We start from the raw sequence: 23,336 nt of genomic DNA, 5'->3' as shown, positions 1-23,336 counted from the left end.
CACAGAAAGTAGTGGAAACCTAACGTGCTGAAACCTTCACTCGTCCATTCACCACCACATCAGGTGATCGAAATTCAGACACCTCGCGCCAACGCGCGAGAAGGCTCCCCCGCACAAGACGCCGTCCTCCTCGATGCGCCAGCGCCGTCGACCGGTGAAGGGCGGGCGCCGCTACTTCGTACCCTCGCCTCAGCCCTGCCTTGCCTTCTTGACCACCAGAGACCCCGCATAGGTTGTCCCCGCCGCAGGGTCGGTCGGGGCGTCGTCGACAGTCAAGGTCAGGGTTCCGTCTGCTGGGGCCGGGAGGGCTGCCGTTGTGGCGATGGTCAGTTTGGGCAGGTAGGACGCTTCGCGGACCTGCAGACCGAGACTGCGCCCAGCTGAACGATCACGCCGTTGTTGATCGCATGTGACGGCAGCTGGGCCGGCAGGTCAGGACGCCGCCCAGGTGAGGGTTTGGGAGCCGTGGAGGTGGGCGTAGGTGCCGGCGTGGGTGAGGAGGGCTTCGTGGCGGCCCGTTTCCACCAGGTGGCCGCGGTCGACGACGAGGATGCGGTCGGCGTCGGGCGCCAGGTTGAGGTCGTGCGTGATCATGATCGTGGTGCGGCCCGCCATGAGCCGGCGCAGCGGTTCGACGATACGGCGCGTGGCGATCGCGTCCAGTCCGGTGGTCGGTTCGTCGAGGACGAGGACCGGCGCGTCGCGCAGCACGGCCCGCGCGATGGCGAGGCGCTGCAGCTGGCCGCCGGACAGCCGTGCGGAGTTGGGGTCGATCCAGGTGTCGTACCCCTCGGGCAACGCGGTGATGAACTGGTGCGCGTCGGCCGCCCGGGCCGCCTCCTCGATGGCGTGGTCGCTCGCGCCGGGCCGGCCGCAGGCGATGTTCGCGCGGACCGTGTCGTGCAGGACCAGGGTCTCCTGCGGCAGCAGCGTGACGTACTCGCGCAGCCGCTCGAGCGGGAAGTCGTGCAGCGGGGTGCCGTCCAGCAGGACGGAGCCGGCGTCGGGGTCGTAGAAGCGGAGGAGGAGTTTGGAGACCGTGGACTTGCCCGCGCCGCTCGGGCCGGTGATGATCACCAGTTCTCCCGGCCGCGCCGTGAAGGTCAGCGATTCGAGGGCCGCGGTCGGCGCCCCCGGATAGCGGAAGGAGACGTCGCGCAGCTCGACGACGCCGTCGGGGCGTCCGGTCTCCCGCCGGGTGGCGCCGGCGCGGTCCGCGACGGCGGGCCGGGTGTCCAGCACCTCGACGAGCCGTTCGGCGCCGGCGGTGGCGCCGGAGATCAGGAGGCCGAGCTGGGCGAGACTGCGGATGGGCGGGTAGAGGTAGCTGAGGAGGGCGGCGAAGGCGAGCAGTTGCCCGAGCGTCATCTGACCCTCGGAGATCTCCCAGACCCCGATGCCGATCACGGCCAGGACGCACACGGTCTCGATGACCTGGACGAGCTGCCCGTACGCCTGGTTGAGCCGGGCCGAGCGGACGGCGGCCCGGAACCACGCCGTGGCCTCCCGGCTCAGCCGGCGGCGCTCGGCGTCCTGGCGGCCGTACGCCTGGGTGAGGACGAGGTTGCCGAGCGACTCCTCCACCACCGAGGTGACCGCGCCGTCGGCGACCCGGCCCTCGCGTGCCACGGACCGGACACCGGCGGCGAACCTCCGGGCGGCCAGCCAGAAGAGAGGGGCGAGGAGGAAGGTCGCCGCCGCGAGTTCCCAGCGCAGCCAGAACGCCGCCGCCGCGTAGAAGACGGCGCTGAACAACGCGGACGCCGTGCCGATCAGCCCGGAGACGGCCATCTGCTCGATCGCCTCGACGTCGCCGGTCAGCCGGGAGAGGAGGTCTCCCTGGCGGTGGCGCTGGAAGAAGTGCGGGGGCAGTTTCTGCACATGGTCGAAGACGTGCTCGCGCAGGCGCATCACGAACCGTTCCGACACCCAGACGGCGAGGGAGCCGCCCGCGTACCCGACGGCCGCGCCCACCACGGCGATGCCGAGCCACTGGGCCGCCGGGGACCAGAAGGCGTCCAGTGAGCCCTTCTGGAGCGCGTTGTCGGTGAGGTCGCCGAACAGCAGGATCGCGGCGGTCTCCGCGAGCGCGCCCAGCACGGTGCAGAGCCAGACACCCACGAGCCAGCGGCGCAGCCCCTTGGTCATGGGCCAGAAACGGCGGAAGGCGGCGCGGGGCGAGAGGGTGGGGGGCGCCGGGGGCGTGCCGTCGCCGTCACCGAGAGTGTCGTCCCCGGGAGCCTCGCCACCGGGAGCGTCGTCACCGGTGTTCCGGGCTATCGGTAAGCCGTATGCGGACAGTTCCATACCCGGTGGGATATGCCGAGGATAATCGGTCCCTGAATACTTCTCGGGCGCACGCATATTTCTCCCCTCACATTCGACCGGGCGCACATTGCTTCCATGGCTTCACCCGATCGGCGGGAGGGCCGCCGGAACACCGACGGCCCTCCCCTTTCCCCAGGTATTTCTCGGTCAGAAGCCGGGGCGCTGGGGCGCGGGCTCACCGGGACGCGGACGACGGCGCCTCGACTGCTGGGCAGGCGGCGGAACCTGACCGGGATTCGGGTTCGGGTTGGCGTTCGCATTCGCGTCCGCGTTCCGCCGGGGGCCGAGCGGTGCAATCACCCTGAAGCTCATAGCGACTCCTTCTGAGTTTGCGGCATCTGCACGGGAGGGGAATTCCGCACGAGCGGGTCATGGATCAGAGTCGTCACCCTGAGCGATCCCGCCGCCCGACGAGAAGGAACTTAACACGCACCGTCAGGACCCGAAGAGAAAACTCAGAATTCAATGCGCGAAAACATGCTGTGAAAACCTTGTATTTTCCTTGGTATTCATTAGGAGTGCCGCATTGACCTGCGTGAATTGATCAGCGCAGGCGGACCGCGCAGGCGGATGGCGGGGAAGAGAACGCGCGGGAAGAGAACGCGCGGGAAGAGAACGCGAGAGGACGGCACCCCCGCACAGGGTGCCGTCCTCCGTGGTGCGCCGGGGCCGTCGCCGATCGGTGAGGGTCGGGGACCGGCGGCGGCTCCGGGGTTATCGGGGCGTCAGCGGTGGTCGCTGCCCGTCGACTGCGAGGCCGCCCGGCCCGCTTCCAGCCGCGCCACCGGGATCCGGAACGGCGAGCAGGAGACGTAGTCGAGTCCGACCTCGTGGAAGAAGTGGACGGACTCCGGGTCGCCGCCGTGCTCGCCGCAGACGCCCAGCTTGAGGTCGGGGCGGGTGGCGCGGCCGGCCTCCACCGCCAGCTTCACCAGGGAGCCCACGCCGTCCCGGTCGATCGTCTCGAACGGGCTGACGCCGAAGATGCCCTTCTCCAGGTAGGCCGTGAAGAAGGAGGCCTCGACGTCGTCGCGGCTGAAGCCCCACACCGTCTGGGTCAGGTCGTTCGTGCCGAAGGAGAAGAACTGCGCCGCCTCGGCGATCTGACCGGCGGTCAGCGCGGCGCGCGGCAGCTCGATCATCGTGCCGATCGAGAGCTTCAGCTGGACGCCGGTCGCCGCCTCCACCTCCGCGATGACCTGGTCGGCCTCCTCGCGGACGATCTCCAGCTCCTGGACGGTGCCGACCAGCGGGATCATGATCTCCGCGCGCGGGTCGCCCTTCGCCGTCTTGCGCTCGGCGGCGGCCTCGGCGATCGCCCGTACCTGCATGGTGAACAGGCCGGGGATGACCAGGCCGAGGCGTACGCCGCGCAGGCCCAGCATCGGGTTCTGCTCGTGCAGACGGTGGACGGCCTGGAGGAGCCGGAGTTCGTTCTCGTGGGGCTCCTGACGGGACTCCGCCAGGGCCACCCGGACCGACAGCTCGGTGATGTCGGGCAGGAACTCGTGCAGCGGCGGGTCCAGGAGCCGGACCGTGACCGGGAGACCGTCCATCGCGGAGAACAGCTCCACGAAGTCCTGCTTCTGGAGCGGCAGGAGTGCCTTCAGCGACTCCTCGCGCTCGGTCTCCGTGTCCGCGAGGATCAGGCGCTCGACCAGCTCACGACGGTCGCCGAGGAACATGTGCTCCGTACGGCACAGGCCGATGCCCTGGGCGCCGAAGCGGCGGGCGCGCAGCGCGTCCTCGGCGTTGTCCGCGTTGGCCCGGACCCGGAGGCGGCGCTTCCGGTCCGCGAAGGCCATGATCCGGTGGACCGCCTCGACCAGTTCGTCGGCGTCGTTGGCGCCCGCGTGCATCCGGCCCTCGAAGTACTCCACGACGGGGGACGGGACCACCGGGACCTCGCCCAGGTAGACCTTGCCCGACGACCCGTCGATCGAGATCAGGTCGCCTTCCTCCACCACGTGACCGCCGGGGACCGTCATCCGGCGGCGCTTGGTGTCGACCTCGAGTTCCTCGGCACCGCAGACACAGGTCTTGCCCATGCCGCGGGCCACCACGGCCGCGTGGGAGGTCTTGCCGCCGCGCGAGGTCAGGATGCCCTCGGCCGCGATCATGCCGTCCAGGTCGTCGGGGTTGGTCTCACGGCGGACCAGGATGACCTTCTCACCGGAGCGGGACCACTTGACGGCCGTGTACGAGTCGAAGACCGCCTTGCCGACCGCCGCGCCCGGCGACGCCGCGATGCCCCGGCCGACCTGCTGGACCTTCGCCTCGTCGTCGAAGCGCGGGAACATCAGCTGGGCGAGCTGGGCGCCGGTGACCCGCTGGAGCGCCTCGGCCTCGTCGATCAGGCCCTGGTCGACGAGCTGGGTGGCGATGCGGAAGGCCGCGCCCGCCGTGCGCTTGCCGACGCGGGTCTGGAGCATCCACAGCTGACCGCGCTCGATGGTGAACTCGATGTCGCAGAGGTCCTTGTAGTGGTTCTCCAGCGTCTCCATGATCTGCATGAGCTGGTCGTACGACTTCTTGTCGATCGACTCCAGCTCGGCGAGCGGGACGGTGTTGCGGATGCCCGCCACCACGTCCTCGCCCTGGGCGTTCTGGAGGTAGTCGCCGTACACGCCCTGGTGGCCGGAGGCGGGGTCGCGGGTGAACGCCACGCCGGTACCCGAGTCGGGGCCCAGGTTGCCGAAGACCATCGAGCAGACGTTGACGGCCGTGCCCAGGTCGCCCGGGATGCGCTCCTGGCGGCGGTAGAGCTTGGCGCGGTCGGTGTTCCAGGAGTCGAAGACCGCATGGATGGCGAGGTCCATCTGCTCGCGCGGGTCCTGCGGGAAGTCGCGGCCGGCCTCGGTCTTGACGATCCGCTTGAACTTGGTGACCAGCTTCTTGAGGTCGGACGCCTCCAGCTCGGTGTCGACCGTGACCTTCTTGGCGGTCTTCGCGGCCTCCAGCGCGTCCTCGAAGAGCTCGCCCTCGACGCCGAGGACCGTCTTGCCGAACATCTGGATCAGGCGGCGGTAGGAGTCCCAGGCGAAGCGGTCGTCGCCGGCCTGCTTGGCGAGGCCCTGGACCGACTTGTCGGAGAGGCCGATGTTGAGGACCGTGTCCATCATGCCGGGCATCGAGAACTTGGCGCCGGAGCGGACCGAGACCAGCAGCGGGTCGTCGGCCTGGCCGAGCTTCTTGCCCATGCGCTGCTCCAGCGCGTCGAGGTGCGCACTCACCTCGTCACGCAGTGCCGCCGGCTCCTCGCCGCTGTCGAGGTAGACCTTGCAGGCCTCGGTGGTGATGGTGAAGCCGGGAGGGACCGGAAGGCCCAGGTTGGTCATCTCGGCGAGGTTCGCGCCCTTGCCGCCGAGGAGATCCTTGAGCTCCTTGTTGCCCTCGGTGAAGTCGTAGACGAACTTCACGCCCTCAACGGTCGCGGCCTGCTCGGCTACCTGGAGATCTTTGTTTTCCGACACGGGTCTCGACTCCTCGAGGACTCGGTGGCTGCCCTGACGGCCAGGAACATACCCAGATCGAAGGCTCCTGGGTACGTCCACTCGCGCGTCATGTGCCCGTAACCAACCGTCCGCCAGCGGATCGAAAGTCAAGGCTTGGCAAGCGCACGGCCGCCGATGTTTTCACTTCTTGAACGCAAGCACCTCCCGACGGCCTCTCACATGCCCCATATTACGCTCAGATGAGCACTGTGCGGCACGATTGATTTCGATCGATGAACGATCAAGGGGTGGCACTGAGTGCCACCCCTTGGAGAAGTGCAGTCGCTCCGGATTCGCTCATCTGAGCACTACCCCCCTCAGGGGTGGCGAGAATCACGCTGGAATCAGCCTTGTGCGGACGCCCCGATTTCACGATGCGGACGCACCCGAAGACCCGCCCAGGGATGGAAACCTGCTCGTCACACGAGCCTCCCGGGGGTTCCCGGGAGTCCCGTCACACGAGCGTCCCTCACACCCCGAGCGCCAGCAACCGCTCCTCGACCCGCTCCGGCGCGTACAGGTGCTCCACGACCAGCGCACCCGCTCCCACCAGGCCCGCCCGCTCCCCCAGCCGCGAGGTCACCACATCGAGGTGGGCCGTGGAGCGGGGCAGCGCGCGCTGGTAGAGCAACTCGCGCACGCCCGTCAGGAAGGCGGTTCCGGCCAGATCTCCGGCGATCATCAGAACCCCGGGGTTGAGCAGCGTCACGACGGTCGCCAGTACGTCCCCGACCCGGCGCCCGGCCTCACGGGCCAGGGCGGCCGCCTCCGGGTGACCGGCGGCGAGCAGGTCGCGCACATCCGATCCCGAGGACGCCGGGACACCCGACTCCGCCAGCCTCCGTGCCACGGCGCCACCGCTGGCGACCGCCGCGAGACAGCCGTAGGAACCACAGCGGCACAGCGCCTCCGCGCCCACCCGGATGTGCCCGATGTCGCCGGCCCCGCCGTCGATGCCGCGGAAGATCGAGCCGCCGACCACGACCCCCGCGCCTATGCCTGTCGATACCTTGACCAGCACGAACGCCGTGCAGTCGGCGTATCCGGTGCGCTGCTCGCCGTACGCCATGAGGTTCGCGTCGTTGTCGACGAGGACGGGGACCGCGACCGCGCCGCCGTATCCGCCCGCGCTCCCGCCCGCCGTCCGTTCGGTGAAGGCACGGGACAGCCGGCCCCTTATGTCGTAGCCGTCCCAGCCGGGCATGATCGGCGGCTGGACGACCCGGCCGGTCTCGCTGTCGACCGGGCCGGGCACGGCGAGTCCGATGCCGCACACCTCGTCCGGCCGGTGGCCCGCCTTCTCCAGCAACTCGGCGAACCAGCCGCCCAGTTCGCCGAGCACCGCGTCCGGCCCGTCCTCGATGACCAGCGTGCCGCCGTGCTCGGCCAGGATCTCCCCGGTCAGCGTCAGCACGGCCGCGCGCGCGTGCCGCGTGTCCAGGTCGGCCGCCAGGACGACGGCGTGGGCGTCGTCGAACTCCAGGGTGATCGAGGGACGGCCGCCCAGCGGGGAGTCGACCGGGCCGCCGGCCCCCTCGCGCAGCCAGCCGGCGCGGAAGAGCCGGTCCAGGCGCTGGCCGACGGTGGCGCGGGAGAGGCCGGTGGCCTGCTGGAGGGCACCACGTGTCGTCGCCCGTCCCCTGCGCACCAGTTCGAGCAGATCTCCGGAGCTGGCCTGGCCTCGTCCCGTCATGCGCACCCCCTTGTGTTTCTCAAGCCTGCATTACATATTGAGTTTTGCGTGTTAAATAGACGTAACCCTATGGTAGCCACTGCCGAACCGGTCGGCCTTGTCGTCTTCGGGGAGCCCCGAGTGGATCGCACCGCCCAGCTCATCGCCCGCCCGGCGGAGTACGCCGTTGCATACGATCCGGCGGGTCCGCCGGGTCCGCCGCACCTCGGGGCCCCGGCACCCGGCATTCCGCACCTCGCCGCTCTGCGCCGTAGGGCGGCGAGCGTGCTGGCGGGCAACTGGACGGGTACGTCGACGGTTCCCTCACCCGGTCTGTACCCGCACCAGTGGTCCTGGGACTCGGCCTTCATCGCCATCGGCCTGCGGCACGTCTCGCCGCGCCGGGCGCAGACGGAGCTGGAGACGCTGCTGGACGCCCAGTGGGGCGACGGGCGCATCCCGCACATCGTGTTCAACCCCTCCGTGCCGCTCGACGCGTACTTCCCGAGCCCGGACTTCTGGCGCTCCTCGACCGCGGGGCGCGCTGCGGGCGCCCCGCGCACCGTACAGACCTCCGGCATCGTGCAGCCACCGGTGCACGCGCTCGCGGCCTGGCTGGTGCACTGCGCCGATCCGGGACTCTCGCGCGCCCGCGGTTTCCTCACCCGGGTGTACCCCCGGCTGGCCGCCTGGCACCGCTATCTGCTGCACCGGCGCGACCTGGGCGGGGGCGGGCTGGTGTCCGTCGTCCATCCGTGGGAGCAGGGCATGGACAACGCGCCGAGCTGGGACGCGCCGCTCTCCCGGGTCGCCCCGGCCCCGGCCCGCTCGTTCCGGCGCGCCGACCTCGACCACGGGGCGCCCGAGGACCGTCCGACGGACCTGGACTACGGGCGGTACGTGCGGCTGGCCACGGAGTACCGGGACGGCGGATACCGCGACGGCGGAGTGCGCGACAGCGCGTACGGCGAAGGCGGGGCGCGGGACGGCGGACACGGCGACGGCCGGGTACGGGACGGCGGACACCTCGACGGCCGACCGCAGGGCGGCCGGGAACAGGGCGGCCGGGAGCAGGACGGTCGGGAACAGGGCGGCCGGGAGCAGGGCGGGCGGGACGAGGGCAGCAGGCCGCAGGACGGGCGGAAGCCGGGCGGCGGCTACGAGAACGCGTCCGGTGCGGGGGGCGGGGGCGGCGCCGGGGGCGCGGAGTTCGCCGTCGAGGATCCCGCCTTCAACGCGCTGCTCATCGCCTCCGAGCACGCCCTCGCGCGCATCGCGCACGAGCTGGGCGCGACCGGGACGGCCCGGCACGCACGCGCGGAGCGGCTCACGGCGGCGCTCGTCGAGCGGCTGTGGGACCCGGCGGAGGGCATGTTCTTCTGCCGTGATCTGCGCGGCGGGGATCCGGACCCGGGCCGGCGCCCGCTCACCGGCGCCCTCGTCCCGGAGCGGGGCGTCTCCGGCCTCGTCCCCCTTCTGCTGCCCGGCCTGCCGCGCGAGGTGGCCGCCGCTCTCGTGGACACCCTGCGCGGCCCGCACTTCGGCCTGGGCACCACCACCCGCCTCGTGCCCAGCTACGACCTGCGGGGCGAGGCCTTCGACCCGCACCGCTACTGGCGCGGCCCGGCCTGGTTCAACACGAGCTGGCTGCTCGAGCGGGGCCTCAGGCTGCACGGCGACCAGGCCGGTGCGGACGCGCTGCGCGGGGCCGTGCTGGACATCGCGGACACCTCCGACTTCGCGGAGTACGTCGACCCGTACACCGGCGAGGCATGCGGCGCGACCGGCTTCAGCTGGACCGCGGCGCTCACGCTCGACCTGCTGCACGACGACACCACGTCAGGCACGGGTGTCATGGCCGGCCCGGGAATCCCGGCCGGCACGGGTATCACGGCTCTCAAGGGAGGGGACCGGGGATGACGGACCGACATCATCTGCTCGTGTACGGCGGGACGTTCGCCGCCGTGGGCGACCGCGGGGACATCAGCGGCGTACGGGGCTCCGGGGTGGCCGCGGGATCCCCCGAGGGGCTGTTCGTCCGGGACGCCCGGCACCTCAGCCGCTGGCAGCTGACGGTCGACGGCGCCGTGCCGGAGGTGCTCTCGCCGGTCGCGGACGGGGACACCACGCGGTGCGTGCTCGTCCCGCGAGGCGGCCGCAACGAGCCGCCGTCCTGCACGCTGTTCCGTGAACAGGCCGTCGGTGACAGCTCGTTCGTGGAGTCGCTGCGGGTGGTCAGCAACCGCCCGGTGCCGACGACGGTCCGCCTCGCGGTCACCGCCGACGCCGACTTCACCGACCAGTTCGAACTGCGCTCCGACCACCGTACGTACGCGAAGACCGGCGTCGTCCGCCGCCGCCAGATCCTCGACGACGGCGTGGAGTTCACCTACCGGCGCGGCGAGTGGAAGTCCTGTACGACGGTGACGGCCGAGCCCGTGCCGGACGGAATCGAGGAGACCGGCACCGGCGCCCGCCGGCTGGTGTGGAAGCTGGAGCTCGAACCGCACGGCTCCGCCGAGCTGACCCTGCGGGTGATGGCCCGGCCGCACGGTGAGAAGCGGGCCCTGCGGGTGCCCCGCTCACCGGCCTCGGTCACCGGTCAACTCCTCGCACAGGAGGGCGAGTTCCTGGAGGGGGTGGCCTTCCCGACCGGCTGGCCCGAGCTGGCCGCGGCCTGTGCGCGCGGTCTCGCGGACCTGGCCTCGCTCCAGGTCCAGGCGACCGGGCCGGACGGCGAGGAGCTGCGCGTCCCGGCGGCGGGCGCCCCCTGGTTCCTGACCCTGCTGGGCCGCGACGCCCTGCTCACCTCGCTGTTCGCCCTCCCCTACCGGCCCCGTCCGGCCGCCGCCACGCTGCTCGCGCTCGCCGCGGCCCAGGCCACCGAAACCGGCCCGCGTACGGTGTCCCAGCCCGGCAAGATCGTGCACGAGGTGCGGCACGGCGAGCTCGCCCACTTCGAGCAGGTCCCGTACGGCCGCTACTACGGCTCGGTGGACGCGACGCCGCTGTTCCTCGTCCTCCTCGGCGCGTATGTCGAGCAGACCCGTGATGTGACGCTCGCCCGCCGGCTGGAGCCGCACGCCCGCGCGGCGGTCGGCTGGATGCTGGACCACGGCGGGCTCACCTCCCGCGGCTACCTGGTGTACCGGGCCGACCAGGGAGGCCTGGCCAACCAGAACTGGAAGGACTCCCCCGGCGCCATCTGCTCCGCGGACGGCACCCGCGCGACCGGAGCGGTGATGGCGGCGGGGGCCCAGGGCTACGCGTACGACGCGCTGCGCCGCACGGCGTGGGTGGCGCGCACGGTGTGGGAGGACGAGAAGTACGCGGCCCTGCTGGAACAGGCGGCCGCCGACCTGCGGGACCGGTTCCAGCGGGACTTCTGGATGCGGGAGCGTTCCTTCCCGGCGATCGCCCTGGACGGCGAGGGCCGCCAGGTCGACGCGCTCGCCTCGGACGCCGGGCATCTGCTCTGGTCGGGCCTGCTGGACAAGGAGTACGGGGAGCTCGTCGGCCGGCGGCTGCTCGAACCGGACTTCTTCTCCGGCTGGGGCGTACGCACCCTGGCGTCCGGGCAGCCGGCCTACCACCCGCTCTCCTACCACCGCGGTTCGGTCTGGCCGCACGACAACGCGCTGATCACGCTGGGCCTCGCCCGCTACGGCCTGCACGACGAGGCCCGGACGGTCGCCCATGCGCTGGTCGACGCGGCGACCGCGACCGGGCACCGTCTCCCCGAGGTTCTCGCGGGCTACGGCCGTGACACCCACGCGGAGCCGGTACCGTACCCGCACGCGTGTGTACGGGAGTCCCGTTCGGCGGCGGCCCCGTTGGCGCTGCTCACGGCGGTCGGGGGCGCGTGACCGGTTGCTTGGCGCGCCGTTTGCGCGGTGTTTGCCGAGCGCTGGCCGAGGGCGGCTGAACGCGAGCCCGAGGCAGGCCGTACGAAACTGTGGCGGATCCGGCCCCATGCCGGATCCCCCGAACCGCCGGGCTTCGTACGGAAGGACCCTCGGGTGCCTGTCACCACTCGCTCATCCCAGCCGCCCACACCGCAAGACCCCGAGACCCTGCCGGCGGAGACCGCGTCAGCCGAGACCCCGTCGGAACGGACCCCGACCGCCCCGGGCGAGCCCGCCGAGGGCAGCAACCCCACCGAGGTCGGTGAGTCCGCCGAGGTCGGTGAGTCCGCCGAGGCCACCGAGACCGGCGAGGTCCCCGACCCCGACAAGCCCACCGAGACCGACAAGCCCACTGAGTCCACCGACCCCGCTGAGCCCACCGAGGCCGACGAGTACACCGAGGTGGTCAAGGCTCGGGGGATTCGGGCGCGGGTCTCGTACTGGCGTGGGTGGCGGGGGCGGTATCCGCGGGCCGCTCGGGTGGTGTGGTGGGCGGCGACCGTCGCTTCTCTGCTGCTCGTGTTCGGTGCGCTGTCGCTGCCGAATCGTCTCTTCGCACTGCACCTGAGCCGGTTCGTGCGGCTGCCGGGTGAGGCGATCATCGGCGCGGCCGCGCTGCTGGCGCTGCCGCGTCGGCCCCGGGTGGCGCTGGCGGCGCTGGCCGGCGCGGCCCTCGGCGCGCTGACCATCCTGAACGTGCTCGACATGCAGTTCGTGGAGTACCTGGGCCGCCCCTTCGACCTGGTCCTGGACTGGATCCTGCTGGACGACGCGCAGTCCTACGTGGCGGACTCGATGGGCGGGACCGTCGCGCTGGCCGCGACGATCGGGCTGATCATCCTCGTCGTACTGATCATGGCCGTCATGGCGCTGGCCACGGTCCGGCTGAGCGGCATCCTGGTGCGCGACACCCGGCGGGCGACGAGGGGCACGCTGATCGCGGGCACCGTCTGGATCACCTGCTCGGTCCTCGGGGTCCAGTACGCCGGGCTGCCGGTCGCCTCCGACCAGGTCGTGAACTCGCTCACCTCCGAGGCCAGGCGGGTGCGGGCGACCCTCCAGGACGAGGCGACCTTCGGGAAGGTGGCCCGCAGCGACACGTTCGGGGCCACCCCGGCCGCCCAGCTCGTGCCGGACCTGCGCGGCAAGGACGTCATCTTCGCCTTCATCGAGAGCTACGGCCGCAGCGCCGTCGAGGACCCGGGCATGGCGCCGGGCGTCGACAAGACGCTGGACACCAGCACCGCGGCCCTGACGAAGGCCGGTTTCAGCGCGAAGAGCGGCTGGCTGACCTCGGCGACGTACGGCGGCAGCAGCTGGCTCGGCCACTCCACCACCCTGTCCGGCCTGTGGGTCGACACCCAGCAGCGGTACCGCACGGTCATGGCCAGCGACCACCTGTCCCTGACCAAGGTGTTCCAGAAGACCGGCGCCTGGGACACGGTCGGCATCATGCCGGGCGTGCAGAAGGGCTGGCCGGAGCAGAAGTTCTACGGCCTCGACAAGGTCTACAACGCCTTCCAGATGGGCTACCAGGGTCCGAAGTTCAGCTGGTCGACCATGCCCGACCAGTACGCCCTGGAGGCGTTCCAGCGGCTGGAGCACGGCCGCACCGACCGCAACAAGCCGCTGATGTCGGAGATCATCCTGACCTCCAGCCACCAGCCCTGGGCGCCGATCCCGAAGATGGTCGGCTGGGACGAGCTCGGCGACGGCTCGGTGTTCGAGGACATCCAGGCGGACGGTGAGAAGGCGTCCGACGTCATCGCCGACTCCGACAGGTCCAAGAAGGAGTACGGCAGGTCCATCCAGTACTCGGTGACCGCCCTCACCCAGTGGCTGGAGCGCTACGGCACCGACGACACCGTCCTGGTGTTCCTCGGCGACCACCAGCCCATCAGCCGGGTCAGCGGCAACAACGCCAGCCGGGACGTGCCGGTGTCGATCGTCGCCAAGGACCCGAAGGTCCTCGACAAGATCGCCGCCTGGAACTGGACGGACGGCCTGAAGCCGGCCCACGACGCCCCGGTGTGGAAGATGAGTTCCTTCCGCGACAGGTTCCTGAAGGCGTACGGCTCGACCCCGCACCCTACGACGGGCTGAGCGCCGGGCGGGGCGTCGCGTCAGCCGCCCGAGGTGTCCAGTTCCGCGTCCTCGCTGATGCCCGCGCAGTCGTACGGGTCCTTCAGCCAGCCGTCCGGCAGCACGACCCTGTTGTTGCCGGAGGTGCGGCCCCGGGGGCCGTCGGCGCCGGTGGGCCAGGGCTGGTCGAGGTCCAGCTCGTCGAGACCGGCCCGGAGTTCGGCGAGCGACGAGGTGATGGCCAGCCGCTTGCGCATCTCGGAGCCGACCGCGAAGCCCTTGAGGTACCAGGCGACGTGCTTGCGGAAGTCGATGACCCCGCGCGGCTCGTCGCCGATCCACTCGCCGAGCAGGGTGGCGTGCCGGACCATGATGTCGGCGACCTCGCGGAGCGAGGGCCGGGCGATGTCCTCGGTCCGTCCCTCGAAGGCGGCCACGAGGTCGGCGAACAGCCAGGGCCGGCCGAGGCAGCCGCGTCCGACGACCACGCCGTCGCAGCCGGTCTCGCGCACCATGCGCAGCGCGTCCTCGGCCGACCAGATGTCGCCGTTGCCGAGGACGGGGATCTCCGGGACGTGTTCCTTCAGACGGGCGATCGCCTCCCAGTCGGCGGTGCCGCCGTAGTGCTGGGCGGCGGTGCGTCCGTGCAGCGCGATCGCGGTGACGCCCTCCTCGACGGCGATACGGCCCGCGTCGAGGTAGGTGATGTGGTCGTCGTCGATGCCCTTGCGCATCTTCATCGTCACCGGCAGGTCGCCGGCCCCGCTCACCGCCTCGCGCAGGATCGCGCGCAGCAGAGGGCGCTTGAAGGGAAGCGCGGAGCCGCCGCCCTTCCGCGTCACCTTGGGGACCGGGCAGCCGAAGTTCAGGTCGATGTGGTCGGCGAGGCCCTCCTCCGCGATCATGCGGACGGCCTTGCCGACGGTCGCCGGGTCGACGCCGTACAGCTGGATCGAACGCGGCTTCTCGGTCGCGTCGAAGTGGATCAGCTGCATGGTCTTCTCGTTGCGCTCGACCAGCGCCCGGGTCGTGATCATCTCGCTCACGAACAGGCCCTTGCCCCCGCTGAACTCCCGGCACAGGGTCCGGAAGGGAGCGTTGGTGATCCCGGCCATGGGGGCCAGGACGACCGGCGGGATGACGGGGTGCGGGCCGATCCGGAGGGTCGCGTTCTTCGTGGGCGCGGTCGTGGGCATCCACCCATTGTCACGCATCGGACGGTGTGCCCGGCCGCAGGTTTCCCGCACCCGCCCCCTCCCCCGTTCCCCTCCCCCCTGCACGCGCCCCCACCTCCACCCGCGCCCCCGGACCCCGCGCTCGCACCCGTCACCGCCCCCGCGGCCGCAGGCATCTCATGTAGCGACCATTAGTTAGGCGCACTATTGATATCGGCGTACGATGAACCGCATGCCCGAGCTCAGCCCTCGCCGACGGCTCCTGGTTCTCGCGATCTGCTGCATGAGCCTGCTGATCGTGAGCCTCGACGTCACCGTCCTCAATGTCGCCCTGCCCGCGATGCAGAGCGATCTGCACGCCTCCACCGCCGGCCTCCAGTGGACGATCGACGCGTACACGCTCGTGCTGGCCGTGCTGCTGATGCTGGCGGGATCGACCGCCGACCGGATCGGCCGCAAGAAGGTCTTCATGGCCGGGCTGGTCGTGTTCACGATCGGCTCGCTGCTGTGCTCGCTCGCCCCGAACCTGGAGCTGCTGGTCGCGGCCCGGATGGTGCAGGCGGTCGGCGGCTCCATGCTGAACCCGGTCGCCATGTCGATCATCACCAACACGTTCACCGACCCCCGCGAGCGGGCCCGCGCCATCGGGGTGTGGGGTGCGGTCGTGGGCATCTCGATGGCCGCGGGACCGCTGCTGGGCGGCCTCCTGGTGGAGTCCGTCGGCTGGCGGTCGATCTTCTGGCTCAACCTGCCGATCGGCCTGGTCGCCCTGCTGGCGACCCTGCGGTACGTCCCCGAGTCCCGCGCGCCGAAGGCCCGCCGCCCCGACCCGGTCGGCCAGTTGCTGGTCATCGCCCTGTTCGGCCCCCTCACCTACGCGATCATCGAGGCGCCGGAGGCGGGCGCCTCGACCAGCCTCCCCTTCGCCGCGGTGTCGCTGGCCGCGCTGATCGGCCTGCTCCGGTACGAGCCCCGGCGCGCTGAACCCCTCGTCGACCTGCGCTTCTTCCGGTCGGTCCCGTTCAGCGGGGCGACCGTGGTCGCGGTCGCCGCGTTCGCCGCACTGGGCGGGTTCCTGTTCCTGTCCACGCTGTACCTCCAGAACGTACGGGGCCTCGACGCCCTGCACGCCGGGCTGTGGATGCTGCCCATGGCCGTGCCGATGTTCCTGTGCGCCCCGCTGTCGGGACGGCTGGTCGGCAGCCGGGGACCGCGGCTGCCGCTGCTGGTCTCGGGCGCCGCGATCACGACGAGCGGGCTGCTGTTCGCCGTCTTCGAGGCGGAGACGGCCGACGTGACGCTGTTCCTCGGGTACGTGCTGTTCGGCGTGGGCTTCGGGTTCGTGAACGCGCCGATCACGAACACTGCGGTGTCCGGCATGCCACGCGGTCAGGCGGGCGTCGCGGCGGCGGTCGCCTCCACCAGCCGCCAGCTGGGCCAGACGCTGGGCGTCGCGGTGATCGGCGCGGTCCTGGCGGCGGGCGTGAGCACCTCGGCGTACCGCGCCACCTTCGTCTCCGCCGCCGTCCCCGGCTGGTGGATCCTCACCGGCTGCGGTGCCGTCGTCCTCGTCCTGGGCGCCGTGACCACCGGGCCCTGGGCCCGGCGGACGGCGGAACGGACCGCGCGGCGGCTGGAGTCGCCGGAGGTCCGGGAGGCCGCGAGCCTCAGCGCCTGACCCCGCGCTCCACGGCCGCGGCGGCCTCGGCGATCTCCGCGGTCCCGCCGCCCTCCTCGGCCTCCGCGGAAGACATCTGCGCGAACGCGTACAGCTTCTCCAGCCGCTCGCGTGTCACCTCGTCCGCCGGTGCGTACGTCACCAGCCGCGCCCCGAGTTCCGGGCTCAGCCAGAGGTCGGTGTGGGTGAGGTCGAGGAGGCCGACGTGCGGGTTGCGGAACTGTTTGGTCTTGCTGCGGGTCGCGACGACCTCGTAGCGCTCCCAGTTCTCACGGAACTCGGGGGACTCCGCCTGGAGCCGCTTGACCAGCATCTTCCAGGCGGGCTCGGTGAGATGGCCGGCCATGGAGGCGCGGAGCTTCGCGGCCATCAGACGCATGGTCTCGTCGAGGTGGACGACCGACTCGCGCCACTGCGGGTGGGTGTGGACGAGGATCATGCAGTTGCGGTCCTCGGGCGGGATCGCGTCCAGGTCGCAGAGCAGACGGGCGTAGGTGCGGTTGTAGGCCAGGATGTCGTAGCGGCTGTTCTGGACGCAGGCCGGCAGCGGGTCGAGCTGGTCGAGCACCTCGCGTACGGCGTCGGTGACCCCGGCGCACGACGAGGCGGGGGTCGGGTCGGTCGCGGCGGCCAGCTGGAAGAGGTGCGCCCGTTCGCTCGGGTCGAGCAGCAGCGTGCGGGCCAGGGCGTCCAGCACCTGGACCGAGACCTGGATGTCCCTGGACTGTTCGAGCCAGGTGTACCAGGTGACGCCCACCGCCGAGAGATGGGCGACCTCCTCGCGGCGCAGCCCCGGCGTCCGGCGGCGCGCTCCGCGCGGGAGGCCCACCTGCTCGGGCGTGATCCGCTCACGTCGGCTGCGCAGGAAGGCGGCCAGTTCGTGGCGCCGGATCTCCGAGCCGCCGGCCCCGCGCGACTCGCGGACCTCCCCCGCCTCACGGACCCCCTGGACCTCACGGTTTCCCTGGACCTCACGGACCCCCTGGACCTCACGGTTTCCCTGGACCTCACGGTTTGTCTGGGTCTCGCGGATCCGCTGGGCCTCGCGCGCGCGTGCTTCCTGGGCCATCGTCGTCATGCCTCCAGCGTGCGGCCGTCCGGACCCTGTTGCCAGGTACTCCTTCTACCAGGATAAGAAGCATCTGGTACCCGTCTGAGCGGCGGCGCAGGCTCGGGAGCGTGACTGAAACCATCGCCACCCCAGCCGCCGCACGGACGGTCGCGGCGCCCCGCGCGCTCGGCTCGCTCGGGCTGTTCACCGTGCTGCTCGGCGCGGCACTGCCCCTGATCGACTTCTTCATCGTCAACGTCGCCCTGCCCACCATGGGCCGGGATCTCGCCGCGAGCGAGTCCGTCCTCGAACTCGTCGTCGCCGGGTACGGGCTCGCGTACGCCGTACTGCTCGTGCTGGGCGGCCGGCTCGGCGACCTGTTCGGCCGGCGCCGGCTCTTCCTGGGAGGCATGGCCGCCTTCGGCCTGACCTCGCTGGCCTGCGGACTCGCGCCGGACGCGTGGTCGCTGGTCGCGGCGCGGGTCGCGCAGGGCGCGTCGGCCGCCGCGATGGTTCCGCAGGTGCTGGCCACCATCCAGTCGTCCACCGAGGGGCCGCGTCGCGCCAAGGCGATGAGCCTGTACGGCGCGACCGCCGGGCTGGCCATGGTCGCGGGCCAGATCCTGGGCGGCGTGCTCGTCGCCGCGGACCTCGCCGGCAGCGGCTGGCGGTCCGTGTTCCTCGTGAACGTCCCGGTCGTGGTCGTCGGGCTCGTCCTCGCCGTCCGTGCCGTCCCGGAGACGCGCTCGCAGCACCCCGAGCCCGCGGACGGACCCGGCACCGTGCTCCTCGCCGCCGCCCTGCTGACGCTGCTCGCCCCGCTCACCGAGGGCCGGGCGGCGGGCTGGCCGCTGTGGACGTGGCTGTCGCTGGCCGCGTTCCCGCTGGTGACGGGCGCGTTCCTCGCGGTGGAGCGGCGGGCCGACCGGCAGGGCCGTACCCCGCTGGTGCCGCCGAGCCTGTTCGCGCTCACCACGCTGCGGCGCGGCCTGACGATCATGGTGCCGTTCGCGATCGGCTTCAGCGGGTTCATGTTCGTCATCGCCGTGGCGCTCCAGAGCGGGGCGGGGCTGGGCCCGGTGCCGGCCGGTCTGGCGCTCGCGCCGATGGCCCTGGCCTTCTTCCTCGTCTCGCTGGCCGGGCCACGGCTGGTGGCGCGGTTCGGGGCCCGGGTGGTCACGGCGGGCTCGGTGGTCCAGGGCGTGGGTGTCGTCCTCATCCTGCTGGCGGTGCGCGCCGACTGGCCGGACGTCGGCTTCGTCGAGCTGCTGCCGGGCGCGGCGGTCGCCGGTGCGGGGCAGGCGCTCCAACTGCCCGTCGTCATGCGGATCGTGATGTCCGAGGTGCCGGCGGCCCGCGCGGGCGTCGGCAGCGGGGTGATGGTGACCACCCAACAGGCCTCGCTGGCGCTGGGTGTGGCCACTCTCGGCACCCTGTTCCTGTCCCTGGTACCGGGGATGGGCATGCGGGACGCCCTGGTCACCACGCTGGCCGTGCAGTTGGGCGGGGTCGTCGTGACGGGGTTGCTGAGCCTGCGGCTGCCGCGCAGGGTGGGGTGACTCCGGCGCCCCGGACCGGCCTCGGGGAACGGCTTGGTCAACTCGACGGGACGAAACCCCTGTTGATGTTGGTATTGCTGCACACTCCTTGCTGGCCGAGATTTCGGGAGGCGTGGTGCTGGAGATCAACACGAGCAAGGTGAGCCGCTGGGACCAGCACGGGCGGGAGCATGTCGTCAGAGTGCGGCGCGCGGGAGTGCAGCGCACGATCAGATGTGACACCTGCGGCTGGCGCAAGGGGGCGCAGTTCCTGCCCTGGCTGAAGGCCGAGGAACACCTCGCCGAGGCGCATCAGGCGACGGTGGATCCCTCGGAGGGCCGCGAGCCGCGATGACTTTCGGCCGTCCCGGAGGGGGCGGTGCACGGCGGGAGCTGACCTCGGGGCGGAACTGACCGGGGCCCGTCAGGCACGGTTCGGTGCCGCCTCCGGCTCAGGCTCCGGACCCTGCTTCGGCCCCGGCCCCGGCTCGGAAAGACGCGCCACCGTGCGACGCGGCAACAGCAGCGGGGTGGCCAGCAGGAGCACGCCGGCCAGGCCGATGGCCGTACGCGGGCCGAGCAGGCCGCCCAGCACGCCCCAGACGGCGGTCAGGAGCGCGGTCGAGGCCTTGGTCGTCACCGCCCAGGCGGAGAGTGTGCGGGCGACCCGGTCGGGCGCGGTGCGCTCGAGGCGGTAGGTGGCGTACACGGGGTTGAAGACCCCGCAGCAGAAGATGAGCCCGAGCTCGACGCCCATCACCAGCAGCAGCCCGCCGGTGCCAGGACCGAGGAACGCCAGGCCGACGGGCCAGATCGCGCGCAGCACCCCCGACCCGGCCAGAATCCGGTGCTGCCCGAACCGGGTGACGAGCGGCCGGGCCAGCCGCGAGCCGAGCAGTCCGCCGATCGCGGGCGCGGCGAAGGCGAGGCCGTACTGCCACGGTGCGAAGCCGAGCCGGCCGAGCATCAGGACGGTCAGCAGCGGCTGGGTGGCCATCACCAGGCCGTTGAACAGGGCGGTGTTGAAGAACAGGGGACGCAGCATCGGGTCGGCGAGGATGTACCGCCAGCCGTCGAGCAGGTCTCCGGCCCGCATCCGCACGGCGTCCCGACGCTCGGCCGGCGGCTCGTGCCCGCCCATCGCGCGCAGGCCCAGGGCCGAGAGCAGGTAGCTCACCGCATCGGCCACCACCGTGGCCACCGGGCCGAGGAGCCCGATGGCCAGGCCGCCCAGTGGCGGGCCGATGATCGTGGTCGTCCAGGTGGTGGACTCGAACCGGGCGTTGGCCACGAGCAGGTCCTCGGCCGGCAGCAGTGTCTTCAGGTAGGCGCCGGAGGCGGCACGGAAGGTGATGTCGGCCGCCGCGACGACGACGGAGACCAGCAGGAGCTGCAGGAAGGTGAGGACGCCGCACGCGAACGCGGCGGGGATCGTCAGCAGGGCCCCGAACCGCACCAGGTCCATCGCGATCAGCACCGGCCGCTTACGGCGGAACTCCACCCACGGGCCGAGCGGCACCGCCACGACCGCGCCCACCGCGGCCCCCACGGAGGCCAGCGCGGCGACCTCGGCCGGTCCGGCGTGCAGCACCTGGACGGCGATCAGCGGGAACGCGCCGAAGGCGAGCCAGGTGCCGAGCGCGCTGGTCCCGTACGCACCCCAGAGCCACCCGAACCGCCGCCCCAGCCGATGTCCGGGCAGATGTCCGGGCAGATGTCCGCGCAGATGTCCGCGCAGCTCGCCCAGCCGGTGCCCGCTTCTCATCCCGCCGCTCCCCGCCTCGCATCCGCACAACCGATCCGCGTCCGGAAGCATCAAAGCGAGCACCCCACCCGGGGATCAAACAACCGCAGGACCACGTGACCACAACCATCGGTTGTATCTCTAGGGTGTCCGCCATGGATCTCGACACCGTCCGGACCTTCGTCGTCGCCGCCGACGCGGGGCAGTTCCAGGAGGCCGCCGCCGAGCTGGCGATCACCCAGCAGGCCGTCTCCAAGCGCATCGCCGCGCTGGAGCGCAATCTCGGGGTGCGGCTGTTCACCCGCACCCCGCGCGGCGCCGAACTCACCATCGACGGGCAGGCGTTCCTGCCCCACGCACGCGAGCTGCTGCGCGTCACCGAGCGCGCGGTCGCGTCCGTGCGCACCGGCCACCGGCCGCTGCGCGTCGACGTGATCGCCTCACGCGGCGCGGCGACGGGCCTGATGCGCGGCTTCCACCGCGCACACCCCGAGATCGACCTCGACGTGGTGATGCTGTTCGACATCGAGAGGGCCGTCGCCGCCATCCGGTCCGGTGCGATCGACGCGTCCTTCCGCGCCGTCGCCGCGCCCGGCAGGCCGCTGCCCGAGGACATCGCGTCCGTCCGGGTGCTCGACGAGCCGCTCCAGCTCCTCACCGGCTCCGGCCACGTGCTCGCGGGAGCCCGGTCGGTGCCCCTGGCCCGGCTCTCCGGGCACCGGATCTGGATGCCCGGCCTCGCCCCCGGAACCGAGTGGACCGCCTACTACGACGACCTGATCGCCGAGTTCGGCCTCACCATCGAGGCGACCGGCCCCAACTTCGGCTCCGACGCCCTTCTCGACACCATCGCCGACACCCCGGCCCTGGCCACCTTCATGGGCGGGCAGACGCGCCTCGTCTGGCCCGCCGGCCACGGCCTGCGCCTCATCCCGGTGACCGACCCGACGCCCGTCTATCCGCACTCGCTCCTCTGGCACCGGGACAACCCCCATCCGGCGCTGGCCACCCTCCGCGCCCACCTCGACGCCACGGCGGCCGGCCACGACGCCGCCGGGACCTGGGCGCCGGGCTGGGTGCTCCCGCGTTGAACCCGCCGCGTCTACACGAGCGGGGACCGACCTGATCGTTCTTCGGTCGGTGCGAGGGAAGCGGCCCGGTCGCCGCGGGCGTCGAGGTCGCTGACCAGCCCCCGCAGCACCGGCCCGTACTCGGGGTGGGCCAGGGCGTGGGCCAGCTGGGCGACGAGGTAGTCGGCCGGGTTGCCGGTGTCGTACCAGCGGCCCTGGATGACCTGGCCATACACCGCGCGGCCGCGGGCGTAGGCGTTGATGGCGTCGGTCAGGTAGATCTCACCGGTCCGGTGCTCGTACCAGCGGCGGGTCTGCTCGCGCAGTTCGTCGATGATGCCGGGGGTGACGACGTAGCCGCCGATGGCCGCGTACGCCGACGGTGCCCGCGCGGGGTCGGGTTTCTCGACGAGGCCGGTGATGCGCAGGGTCCCGTCGCCGAGGTCCTCCTTGACGACGGGGACGCCGTAGCGCTGGGAGTCGGCGGGGTCCATCGGCAGCAGGGCCAGCACCGGGCAGCCGGTCTGCTCGTAGGCGCGGATCAGTTGCTGGGCGCGGGGGGTCTCGGCGACGAAGACGTCGTCGGGCCACAGGACCAGGACCGGCTCGTCCCCGAAGGAGCGGGCGGCGTTCAGCACCGGCGTGCCGTTGCCGTACGGACCGCGCTGGTCCAGATAGGTGATGTGGCCCTTGCGAGCCAGCTCGCCGACCTCCTCGACGGCGTCCGCGTAGGCCGTCCTGCCGTCGGCGCGGAGCTGCTCGACGAGGGCCGGGTTGGGGCGGAAGTGGTCCTGGATCAGGCTCTTGCCGCCGGACACGACGATGGTGATGTCGGTGATGCCCGAGTCCACCAGCTCGCGCACGGTGTGCTCGATCACCGGCTTGTCGCCGACCGGGAGCATCTCCTTCGGGATGGCCTTCGTGAGGGGCAGCAGCCGCGAGCCCAGGCCGGCGGCGGGGATCACGGCCCGGCGGATCGTCGGCGCCATCAGGCCGGCCCCCGCAGTCCCCGCACCAGCAGGTCCACCAGCGCCGTGAAGTCCTCCTGGGCACCCGGCCGCTCCCACACCCGGTGGTAGCCGGGGTCGTGGAAGCGGCCGGTGGCCTGGAAGACGGCGCCGGCGGTGGTCCTCGGGTCGGGGACGGCGAAGTCGCCCGACGCCACTCCCGCCTCGATGATCCGGGTGAGCTGGCCGGTCAGGTCGGCGAGGTGCTCGCCGACCACCTCGCCGGTCTCCCCGGTCAGGACCATGTAGGTGGCGAACAGCTCGGGGTCGTCGCCCGCCTTGCGCCGCTTGGCCTCGAAGAGGGCCGCGAGCCAGTCGCGCAGCCGGGTCTCCGGGGCGCGTGTCCCGTCGGCGGTGATGGCGGAGAGGGTCTCGGACGTACGGTCCAGCCACCGCTTCGTGACCGCCTCGCGCAGCGCCGCCTTCGTCCGGAAGTGCCGGTAGACGCTGCCGTGACTGACGCCGAGCGCGCGGGCCACGTCGACCACGGTGGCCTTGGCCGGGCCGTGGCGGCGCAGCACCTCCTCGGTCGCCTCGAGGATGCGCTCGGCGGTCAGGGTCTCGGTGGTCGGTGACATGCTCAGACCGTACC

General features: G+C 71.9%; 15 protein-coding genes. 7 read left to right on the top strand and 8 right to left on the bottom strand.

The window, feature by feature from the left end:
* Positions 1-432 precede the first annotated feature (432 nt).
* The 3 genes from OG933_RS29285 to OG933_RS29275 form a co-directional block, all read right to left on the bottom strand.
* The gene (locus tag OG933_RS29285; RefSeq protein WP_405633553.1) at positions 433-2,148 is read right to left on the bottom strand and encodes an ABC transporter ATP-binding protein; all 1,716 of its coding nucleotides are present in this window, start codon (positions 2,146-2,148) and stop codon (positions 433-435) included.
* Between the two features lie 905 nt (positions 2,149-3,053).
* A complete protein-coding gene (gene ppdK, locus OG933_RS29280) occupies positions 3,054-5,801 on the bottom strand; it encodes a pyruvate, phosphate dikinase (protein ID WP_362524585.1) in 2,748 nt (915 codons plus the stop codon).
* A gap of 490 nt (positions 5,802-6,291) precedes the next feature.
* On the bottom strand, positions 6,292-7,515 hold the full coding sequence (locus OG933_RS29275) for an ROK family protein (protein WP_405629643.1): 1,224 nt from the start codon (positions 7,513-7,515) through the stop codon (positions 6,292-6,294).
* Positions 7,516-7,635: 120 nt separating this feature from the next.
* Here OG933_RS29275 and OG933_RS29270 point away from each other — a divergent pair, with 120 nt between their 5' ends.
* The 3 genes from OG933_RS29270 to OG933_RS29260 all read left to right on the top strand — a co-directional run bounded on the left by OG933_RS29270 (position 7,636) and on the right by OG933_RS29260 (position 13,502).
* Positions 7,636-9,414 (top strand): MGH1-like glycoside hydrolase domain-containing protein, encoded by a 1,779-nt coding sequence (locus OG933_RS29270; protein ID WP_405629640.1) that lies wholly within the window; start codon positions 7,636-7,638, stop codon positions 9,412-9,414.
* Positions 9,411-11,360 carry a glycogen debranching N-terminal domain-containing protein gene (locus OG933_RS29265; protein WP_362524591.1) on the top strand — a complete coding sequence of 650 codons (1,950 nt, stop codon included), beginning with the start codon at positions 9,411-9,413 and terminating at the stop codon, positions 11,358-11,360. The genes OG933_RS29270 and OG933_RS29265 overlap by 4 nt, the downstream gene beginning before the upstream one ends.
* 153 nt (positions 11,361-11,513) lie before the next feature.
* The gene (locus OG933_RS29260; RefSeq protein WP_405629638.1) at positions 11,514-13,502 is read left to right on the top strand and encodes a CDP-alcohol phosphatidyltransferase; all 1,989 of its coding nucleotides are present in this window, start codon (positions 11,514-11,516) and stop codon (positions 13,500-13,502) included.
* A gap of 20 nt (positions 13,503-13,522) precedes the next feature.
* On the opposite strand, the gene dusB is transcribed toward OG933_RS29260, so the two are convergent.
* On the bottom strand, positions 13,523-14,677 hold the full coding sequence (dusB, locus tag OG933_RS29255; protein ID WP_405629637.1) for a tRNA dihydrouridine synthase DusB: 1,155 nt from the start codon (positions 14,675-14,677) through the stop codon (positions 13,523-13,525).
* Positions 14,678-14,888: 211 nt separating this feature from the next.
* Between dusB and OG933_RS29250 the strand changes: the two genes are divergently transcribed.
* Positions 14,889-16,334: an MFS transporter gene (locus OG933_RS29250; RefSeq protein ID WP_405629634.1), complete on the top strand. Its 1,446-nt coding sequence runs from the start codon at positions 14,889-14,891 to the stop codon at positions 16,332-16,334.
* Here the strand turns inward: OG933_RS29250 and OG933_RS29245 are convergent.
* On the bottom strand, positions 16,324-17,412 hold the full coding sequence (locus OG933_RS29245) for a helix-turn-helix transcriptional regulator (RefSeq protein ID WP_405629632.1): 1,089 nt from the start codon (positions 17,410-17,412) through the stop codon (positions 16,324-16,326). The two genes, OG933_RS29250 and OG933_RS29245, sit on opposite strands and share 11 nt — an antisense overlap.
* 101 nt (positions 17,413-17,513) lie before the next feature.
* Between OG933_RS29245 and OG933_RS29240 the strand changes: the two genes are divergently transcribed.
* Both OG933_RS29240 and OG933_RS29235 read left to right on the top strand, forming a co-directional pair.
* The gene (locus tag OG933_RS29240; RefSeq protein WP_362524600.1) at positions 17,514-18,944 is read left to right on the top strand and encodes an MFS transporter; all 1,431 of its coding nucleotides are present in this window, start codon (positions 17,514-17,516) and stop codon (positions 18,942-18,944) included.
* Between the two features lie 115 nt (positions 18,945-19,059).
* A complete protein-coding gene (locus tag OG933_RS29235) occupies positions 19,060-19,278 on the top strand; it encodes a hypothetical protein (protein ID WP_020132980.1) in 219 nt (72 codons plus the stop codon).
* Positions 19,279-19,347: 69 nt separating this feature from the next.
* Here the strand turns inward: OG933_RS29235 and OG933_RS29230 are convergent, their stop codons facing one another.
* Positions 19,348-20,688 carry an MFS transporter gene (locus OG933_RS29230; RefSeq protein ID WP_405629630.1) on the bottom strand — a complete coding sequence of 447 codons (1,341 nt, stop codon included), beginning with the start codon at positions 20,686-20,688 and terminating at the stop codon, positions 19,348-19,350.
* 134 nt (positions 20,689-20,822) lie between these two features.
* On the opposite strand from OG933_RS29230, the gene OG933_RS29225 reads away from it, so the two are divergent.
* Positions 20,823-21,758 carry a LysR family transcriptional regulator gene (locus tag OG933_RS29225; RefSeq protein WP_405629628.1) on the top strand — a complete coding sequence of 312 codons (936 nt, stop codon included), beginning with the start codon at positions 20,823-20,825 and terminating at the stop codon, positions 21,756-21,758.
* An 11-nt stretch (positions 21,759-21,769) separates the two neighbouring features.
* On the opposite strand, the gene OG933_RS29220 is transcribed toward OG933_RS29225, so the two are convergent.
* Positions 21,770-22,726: a UTP--glucose-1-phosphate uridylyltransferase gene (locus OG933_RS29220; RefSeq protein ID WP_405629625.1), complete on the bottom strand. Its 957-nt coding sequence runs from the start codon at positions 22,724-22,726 to the stop codon at positions 21,770-21,772.
* Positions 22,726-23,322, bottom strand: a complete 597-nt coding sequence (locus OG933_RS29215; RefSeq protein ID WP_362524609.1) for a TetR family transcriptional regulator — start codon at positions 23,320-23,322, stop codon at positions 22,726-22,728. Before OG933_RS29215 ends, OG933_RS29220 begins: the two co-directional genes overlap by 1 nt.
* Positions 23,323-23,336 lie beyond the last annotated feature (14 nt).

This window comes from Streptomyces sp. NBC_00016 (assembly GCF_045040885.1).
Lineage (GTDB): Bacteria > Actinomycetota > Actinomycetes > Streptomycetales > Streptomycetaceae > Streptomyces > Streptomyces coriariae.
Note: the sequence above shows the minus strand (reverse complement) of the source record. Positions and strands in the feature narration are given on the sequence as shown.

Coding starts and splice junctions, on each gene's coding strand:
- OG933_RS29225 (WP_405629628.1), top strand. CDS start 20,823: ATGGATCTCGACACCGTCCGGACCTTCGTCGTCGCCGCCGACGCGGGG.
- OG933_RS29265 (WP_362524591.1), top strand. CDS start 9,411: ATGACGGACCGACATCATCTGCTCGTGTACGGCGGGACGTTCGCCGCC.
- OG933_RS29230 (WP_405629630.1), bottom strand. CDS start 20,688: ATGAGAAGCGGGCACCGGCTGGGCGAGCTGCGCGGACATCTGCGCGGA.
- OG933_RS29215 (WP_362524609.1), bottom strand. CDS start 23,322: ATGTCACCGACCACCGAGACCCTGACCGCCGAGCGCATCCTCGAGGCG.
- OG933_RS29250 (WP_405629634.1), top strand. CDS start 14,889: ATGCCCGAGCTCAGCCCTCGCCGACGGCTCCTGGTTCTCGCGATCTGC.
- OG933_RS29245 (WP_405629632.1), bottom strand. CDS start 17,412: ATGACGACGATGGCCCAGGAAGCACGCGCGCGCGAGGCCCAGCGGATC.
- dusB (WP_405629637.1), bottom strand. CDS start 14,677: ATGCCCACGACCGCGCCCACGAAGAACGCGACCCTCCGGATCGGCCCG.
- OG933_RS29285 (WP_405633553.1), bottom strand. CDS start 2,148: ATGACCAAGGGGCTGCGCCGCTGGCTCGTGGGTGTCTGGCTCTGCACC.
- OG933_RS29220 (WP_405629625.1), bottom strand. CDS start 22,726: ATGGCGCCGACGATCCGCCGGGCCGTGATCCCCGCCGCCGGCCTGGGC.
- OG933_RS29275 (WP_405629643.1), bottom strand. CDS start 7,515: ATGACGGGACGAGGCCAGGCCAGCTCCGGAGATCTGCTCGAACTGGTG.